This window comes from Moraxella sp. (assembly GCF_024227015.1).
GTDB lineage: Bacteria > Pseudomonadota > Gammaproteobacteria > Pseudomonadales > Moraxellaceae > Moraxella.
Window position 1 is genome coordinate 1 of sequence record NZ_JAAELD010000225.1, and the last position, 6,970, is coordinate 6,970.

At 47.3% G+C, this 6,970-nt stretch carries 7 protein-coding genes; 1 reads left to right on the top strand and 6 read right to left on the bottom strand.

Annotated elements, in window-relative coordinates; translation table 11 throughout:
* The 6 genes from hfq to nspC all read right to left on the bottom strand — a co-directional run.
* A partial coding sequence (gene hfq / locus GY683_RS05285; protein ID WP_297287751.1) for an RNA chaperone Hfq occupies positions 1–660 on the bottom strand: 660 nt, incomplete at its 3' end.
* Positions 661–720: 60 nt separating this feature from the next.
* Positions 721–1,872 carry a tRNA (adenosine(37)-N6)-dimethylallyltransferase MiaA gene (gene miaA / locus GY683_RS05290; RefSeq protein ID WP_297287752.1) on the bottom strand — a complete coding sequence of 384 codons (1,152 nt, stop codon included), beginning with the start codon at positions 1,870–1,872 and terminating at the stop codon, positions 721–723.
* Positions 1,869–2,300 (bottom strand): tRNA (adenosine(37)-N6)-threonylcarbamoyltransferase complex ATPase subunit type 1 TsaE, encoded by a 432-nt coding sequence (gene tsaE, locus GY683_RS05295; RefSeq protein ID WP_297287753.1) that lies wholly within the window; start codon positions 2,298–2,300, stop codon positions 1,869–1,871. Before tsaE ends, miaA begins: the two co-directional genes overlap by 4 nt.
* On the bottom strand, positions 2,297–2,893 hold the full coding sequence (locus GY683_RS05300; protein WP_297287754.1) for a 6-carboxytetrahydropterin synthase: 597 nt from the start codon (positions 2,891–2,893) through the stop codon (positions 2,297–2,299). Before GY683_RS05300 ends, tsaE begins: the two co-directional genes overlap by 4 nt.
* A gap of 77 nt (positions 2,894–2,970) precedes the next feature.
* A complete protein-coding gene (locus GY683_RS05305; RefSeq protein ID WP_297287755.1) occupies positions 2,971–4,212 on the bottom strand; it encodes a saccharopine dehydrogenase family protein in 1,242 nt (413 codons plus the stop codon).
* A 72-nt stretch (positions 4,213–4,284) separates the two neighbouring features.
* Complete coding sequence (nspC, locus tag GY683_RS05310; RefSeq protein ID WP_297287756.1) at positions 4,285–5,484, bottom strand: carboxynorspermidine decarboxylase; 1,200 nt, start codon at positions 5,482–5,484, stop codon at positions 4,285–4,287.
* Between the two features lie 210 nt (positions 5,485–5,694).
* Between nspC and GY683_RS05315 the strand changes: the two genes are divergently transcribed.
* Positions 5,695–6,970 (top strand): DUF3482 domain-containing protein (locus GY683_RS05315; RefSeq protein WP_297287757.1); only part of this gene is annotated, 1,276 nt, incomplete at its 3' end.

Consider the following 6,970-nt stretch of genomic DNA (forward strand, 5'->3'; position numbering starts at 1 on the left):
GCCGTTGAATTCATCATCGCCTTCATTGCCAAATTTGGCATCAAAGCCTTTATCATTGAATCCGCTGCGATCTAGGTTACGGTTTTCTTTCTTTTCGAAGTTCTTACCATCAAAGCCGCGCTCATCAAATGCCGCTCTATCAAAGCTACGATCAAAACCTGTATTATTCATACCACGGTCGAAGCCTTGATTCATGCCAACGCCTTGTGGGTAGCCGCCACGCTCAAATCCACCACGAGAGCCAAAACCATCAGCAGGCGGTTTGCGTGTAAAGCCGCCAGCAGGACGATTGTTAAAGCCACCTTGGCGCTCAAAGCCCTGATTCATACCACGGTCAAAACCTGGATTCATGCCACCAGACATAGAGCCTGATTGATAGCTGCTTGATGACATCACACCGATTGGAGCATTTGGGTAACCTGTTGGTGAACCGGAAGCAGGTGCACCATCTGTACGCGGGTTACGCGTTGGCACGACTGTTGAGATGGCGTGCTTATAAACCATTTGGCTGACAGTGTTCTTTAGAAGTACTACATATTGGTCAAAAGACTCAATTTGTCCTTGTAGCTTTATGCCATTAACCAAAAAAATCGACACAGGAATGCGATCTTTACGCAGCGCATTCAAAAATGGATCTTGTAAACTTTGCCCTTTTGACATAAAAATTCTCCGAACGAAAGTAAATAATGCAAATATGCAATGCATAAGCAGGATTGGATTTTATAATAACTGCTTTTCTACTTGTTGTATGCTAGAAAATGGTACAATCACCGCATCATGCGATGAACCATTCAGACGAGCAAGGCTACGCTGCCAAGTTGATTGGCGTTTTGCTAACTGTCTTGTTGCATATAATGCCTTATTTTTCATATCTTGACAAGCCATTTGTGAGAGATTTGGCTGTTGTTTTTGTAAATTTATCGTCGAATCTGTTGATTTATTAACCAAAAAAGGTGAACACTCATCCAAATTCACCCCTTGATCAAAAAACAACCTATCTTCATCAGGCATCTCGGAACGCACTTTGTCGCTAAACTCTGCTATTGCAGGGTTCACTTGCATGGCTTTGTGATTGATTTTCGCCAAAAATTCCAATACCTGCCGATAGCCCACGCACCGCATGGACGGCATGTCAGGCGTTAAATCGGGGTATTTTTGCAAAAGATAAATCACTTCATCCACCAAGCCCTGCTCCCACATAATATCAAGGCGTTTGGCGATACGCTCATGTAACCACGCACGCTCAGGCTCTACCGATAGGGTCAGCCAGTATTGATGCGGATTATGGCAAGGGGCGACTTTGGGCGTGGCTTGCCATGCGCTCATGGGCGTGCCTGTCTGCATATGCACTTCCACCGCCCTTGTGATACGCTGTGTGTCAGAGATTTTTAGACGCTGACAAATCTTGGGGTCGTGTGTTTGCAGATAGGCGTACAGCTCGCCAATACCTTTATCAGACAGCCACGCCATGACCTGCCCACGAATGGCAGGGTCGGTGTCAGGCACGGCGGACAAACCGTCCAAAAGTGCCATATAATACATCATCGTACCGCCCACAAGTAGCGGAATTTTGCCCCGTGCGTGAATGTCGCCAATGAGTCGCTCCACGTCCGCCACAAAAGTCGCCACGTTATAGGTTTCGGTCGGCTTGATGATATTAACGAGATGATGTGGAAAACGGACAAGCTCGTCATCGGTCGGTTTTGCCGTGCCAATGTTCATGTCCTGATAAATCAGGGCACTATCCACTGAAATCAGCTCAAACCGCCCTGTCTCATACAGACGGCACGCCAAATCGGTCTTACCGCTTGCCGTTGGGGCGATAAGCGATAGGACAGTGTTATCAGGCAGGGATTTATAATGTAAATTCATGACAAATCCAAATCCATTCCAACAATCTCTACCACCCGACTTTCATCGGCTTGTCTTGTGATGTTTATCGTTATATCAGGCTTTAGCAAGACAGTCTCGGCACGGCTTGCCCATTCAATGATAACCAGAGAATTTGGCTCATCAAAATATTCAAAAAACCCAATAAAATCCAACTCTTCTGGGTCATTTAGCCGATATAGGTCGGCATGGTACACAGACTTGCCGCTGATGTTATACGGCTCAACTAAGGTATAAGTTGGGCTTTTTACCGCCCCTGTATGTCCCAATGCACGCAAAAGATAACGGGTAAAGGTCGTCTTGCCCGCCCCCAAATCGCCCGATAGCCACAAACTGCCTGCGGGGTTGGTTTTTGCAAGGGCGTTGGCAAGGCGTTCGGTGTCGGTTTCGTCTTTTAAGATGATTGTCATACTTCAACCTGTCTTAACGGCTTTGGATTGACAAATTTCTCACCACGTTTTAGCTTATCAAACAATTCACTATCGCCCCACTCAGCTTTGACTTGTTCGCTAAATTCAAACATATCCAGCGACAATTTACCCATGCGTTCGCTTTCAACATCTTCACGAAAACACTGAGCGTACCCTGTGGCGGTCTCGTGAACGATGACCGAATAGACAGACACGTCCGTTTCGCCATTTTGGGTGGTGGTGTTCTGCATGACTTTATCCGCCCAATAAAAAATCACACGGCTAAACTGCTCGGCAGACGGCGACACAGGCAGGCTTATCCAACGAGCCGAAAAGTCCTTGCACGCACGGATATAATCGGGGTCGTCCTTATCCCAAAAGGTAATGGCGTGGTCAAAACTGTCAATCAAGTCCTTGATGTGCGACTTTAATAGCCCAAAATCATAGACCATTTGCCCGTTGTCAAGGGCGTGGGCTTCTAGGATAAGCTCCACTTGATAGCTATGCCCATGAATGGAGCGACTACAACGGTCGGACGTGCAGTTGCGGACGATGTGGGCGTTTTCAAATTTAAAAAGTTTACGGATACGCATGATGATGTCTTATTTATTAGGATAACTTTTTATTCTAACATAAAGCACCCGTTTATAAAACGATTTTCCTGCGCCCATCACACCCCATCAAATTCAAGTAAGCGATCACCGCCATCATCGACAATGCGCGTCACCAGCCCCATGGTGTTCAAAAGATTAATAAATGGACGCGGATCGAGCTCTTCGACATTGACCATCTTGCGTGTGCGCCATACGCCTTTGGCGATCAAAATGGCAGCTGCAACTGGTGGTACGCCTGCGGTGTACGAGATGCCCTGACTACCAACCTCCGCATAGGCCTCTTGATGATCGACAACGTTATAAATAAAAATCTCACTTTCTACGCCGGCTTTTTTGCCACGCATCTTATTGCCGATGCAGGTTTTGCCGGTGTAATTTGGCGCAAGTGAGCTTGGGTCTGGCAGTACTGCCTTAACGACTTTTAGCGGCACAACTTCTAAGCCCTCTGCAGTCGTCACAGGCTGCTCTGACAGCAAACCCAGATTCTTTAACACGGTAAAGACATTGATGTAATGATCGCTAAATCCCATCCAAAAACGAATGTTCGGCACGTCCAAGTTCTTATGCAATGAGTGAATCTCATCATGCCCTGTTAGATAGCTGTTCTGGATGCCGACCACAGGCAGATCATCTGTGCGCTTGACCTCGAACATCTGATTGGTCTGCCAAGCATTATTCTGCCAAGTATAAACCCTACCCGTAAATTCTCTAAAGTTAATCTCAGGGTCAAAATTCGTCGCAAAATATCTGCCGTGGCTACCAGCATTGATGTCAATGATGTCAATATCGGTCGTTGTTCCTTTATCAAAATAATCTACCCCAAGGCGCGCATAGCTATTCACCACACCAGGGTCGAATCCAACACCCAAGATGGCGGTGATGCCCGCTTGCTCGCAGGCGTCTTTATGCTTCCATTCATAATTCTCATACCACGGCGGCGTCTCGCAAATCTTGGCGGGGTCCTCATGAATCGCGGTATCTAGGTAGTCTGCACCCACCGCGATACAGGCCTTTAGCACGCTTTGATTGATGAATGTCGAACCAACATTAATCACGATATTAGCATCGATCGAGCGCATGAATTCTATCAATGCCTCTGTATCTAATGCGTCTATCGCATGGGTGTGTATGGATATACCCTGCTTAGTCGCCACGCCATCAGCAATGGCAGTGCATTTATGAATGCTGCGACTGACAAGGTGAATATCGCCAAAATACTCACGATACTCTGCCACCTTATGCGCGACCACCTGCGCCACACCGCCCGCACCTAGAATCAAAATGTTGGGTTTAGACATTTCCTCTCCTTTTGTGAGCCATCACGCAGCTCTTATGTCGTTTAATCAAATTTAGCTATTTAAAATCACCTATTAAGACAGGCTGTTTTTGTAATCTTCATAATCAAAACAGCGCTGAATCGCAATCGTACCATCTAGCTTCTTAATGATGATGGATGGCATGTCCACGCCATTGAACCAGTTCTTTTTTACCATCGTGTAGGCTGCCGCATTACCAAATGCCACCTGATCGCCCACTTTAAGTGGCTCAGCCAAGCGATATTCGCCAAAGATATCACCCGCCAGACAGGTCTTACCATAGATGATGGTACTGTCATCACTTATCTGTGGCGCTAGGTTGATGTCCTTGCCGTTGATGGATTGTAGATTGGCTGATTGTCCATAGATGAGCAGATCTAGCATGTGGCTTTCTGTGGCGGCATCTACGACAGCGAGCGATTTGCCATTTTCCATGACATCAAGCACGCTTGATACCAGCACCGCCCCATCATGAACACATGCCTCACCTGGCTCTAGATAGATTTGGACATTGTATTTTTGGGCAAAATCCTTTAATCGCTGCGCCAATCTCTCAAGCGGATAACCCTCTACAATAAAATGAATACCGCCACCCAAGCTCACCCAATCAAGATGATAAAACAGCTCACTAAATTTATTCTCAATATCATCCAAGCTTGCACTAAACGCCTCAAAGCTCTCATTCTCACAATTATAATGCAGCATCACGCCTGTGATATCATCAGCCACCGCCATCGCCTTTGTGGCATCGTGCTCACCAAGACGACTAAAAGGACGTGCTGGATCTGCCAAAATGAACGCAGAATTACTTGTATTAGGATTAAGTCTTAGTCCGACGGGTACGCCTTTGGCATATGCTTTGTCTTTAAAGGCGTGAAGCTGACTTATGGAATTAAAAATAATCTTATCAGCATGGTCGAGAACCTCATCAATCTCGCCATGACTGTACGCAACGCTGTAGGCGTGCGTCTCACCGCCGAACTTCTCAGCGCCCAATCTCACCTCAAAGAGCGATGAAGATGTCGTGCCATGCAAATAAGGACGCATCGCCTCGAACACACCCCAAGTCGCAAAGCACTTAAGTGCAAGCAAAGCCTTCGCGCCTGACAGTTGGCACAGGCGGTCTATAATGGCAAGGTTTTGGGTGATTTTTTGTTCATCTAAGAGATAGTAAGGCGTGGTTAAGCCTTGTAATAACAAAGCCTGCTGGGCGGATCTTTGTGATGGATTTAGATTAAGTTTAGTATCATGCATGGGATAATCTTAGGCTTAAAATAAAGTGCCGTCATTGTAACATAAATTTTACAAAAGCCAATGCATTGACTGCCAAATCAGTCGCACAGCCCATCCTATACACATGATTAGAGTTGATCTCAATCAACCTGCATGAGCTTGTTGTATTTTTAGCTTTTATTTCGCCGGTGATGCACTTATAATAATCAAAACTCTAAGAATTACCACATCATGACCACCACCAAGAACACAGCCAGCATCACCGTCATCGGACACACCAACGTCGGCAAAACCTCACTCATGCGCACCTTACTTCGCGACGCGCAATTTGGCGAAGTTAAGAACGAATCTGCCACCACACGCCATGTCGCCGCAGTGCAGATCATGGATACTCAAGGTCAGCCGCTGATCACGCTGCATGACACCCCAGGCCTCGAGGATGCGACAGGCGTGATGGATTTTATCCAAGAATATACCGATGGACGCACCGATGGCGTTGAGAGACTCCAAGGGTTCTTGGCGGCGGTGGACAATGATGACCCTAGACTTGGCGATGATTTTAGCCAAGAAGCCAAAGTCATCCGCAGCCTCATCGATGCTGATATCGCCATCTATGTCATCGATGCTCGCGAACCTGTATTATCAAAATATAAAGACGAACTTGCCATTCTCGCCAGCAGTGGCACGCCTGTCCTGCCTGTGTTCAACTTCATTAAAGGCAATGAAGAAAACATGGCAACCTGGCGCGACATGCTGTCTCGGCGCGCACTTCACGTGGTGAATGCCTTTGATACTGTGGCGTTTGACTTTGATGGCGAAATGCATCTTTGGCAGAACCTTGCCACACTCAGCACGCACGATGGCGCATTCACTAGCCTACAAAACAACAGACGAGACAGTTGGCAGGACATGGCTGAGTCAGGCTCTGCTATCATCGCTGACTTCTTGGTAAATGTTGCAAGTTTTAGCAAAAAAATCGATGAAGATGAAGATCCTGCGCCAACCTTAAGCATCATACAGACAGCCGTACGCCAGTCTGAGGACATCATGCAGAGCAAGTTATTGCACCTATATCAGTTCTATAACGCTGCCATTGATGAGGCAGATATCGAGGTTACAGGTCGAGAGCAAGACGTATTCGACACCGATCTATTGACACGCTATGGAATCCGCACAGCTGGCGGCAGCGTAACAGGCATGATCGTAGGTGCGGGTATTGACGTCGCCACATTGGGGGCGAGTCTGGGGCTGGGTACAGCACTGGGCGGCGTGATCGGCGGACTTCTACCAAATACGGCCGCCATCAAGGATAAGGCAATGGGCATTCAGACACTGACCATCGATGCTGCCACGCTCACGTTACTTGCTACGCGCGCACAGAACTTGCATCATGCGCTACGACACCGCGGGCATGCCAGTCTACATGCCATCGCAACGGATAACCCCGCCAACACCCTACCATGGCAAACAGATAAACTACCAAGCCCCCTCAAAAAAGCTCGCGCCC

Coding starts and splice junctions, on each gene's coding strand:
- miaA (WP_297287752.1), bottom strand. CDS start 1,872: ATGAATTTACATTATAAATCCCTGCCTGATAACACTGTCCTATCGCTT.
- tsaE (WP_297287753.1), bottom strand. CDS start 2,300: ATGACAATCATCTTAAAAGACGAAACCGACACCGAACGCCTTGCCAAC.
- GY683_RS05300 (WP_297287754.1), bottom strand. CDS start 2,893: ATGCGTATCCGTAAACTTTTTAAATTTGAAAACGCCCACATCGTCCGC.
- GY683_RS05305 (WP_297287755.1), bottom strand. CDS start 4,212: ATGTCTAAACCCAACATTTTGATTCTAGGTGCGGGCGGTGTGGCGCAG.
- nspC (WP_297287756.1), bottom strand. CDS start 5,484: ATGCATGATACTAAACTTAATCTAAATCCATCACAAAGATCCGCCCAG.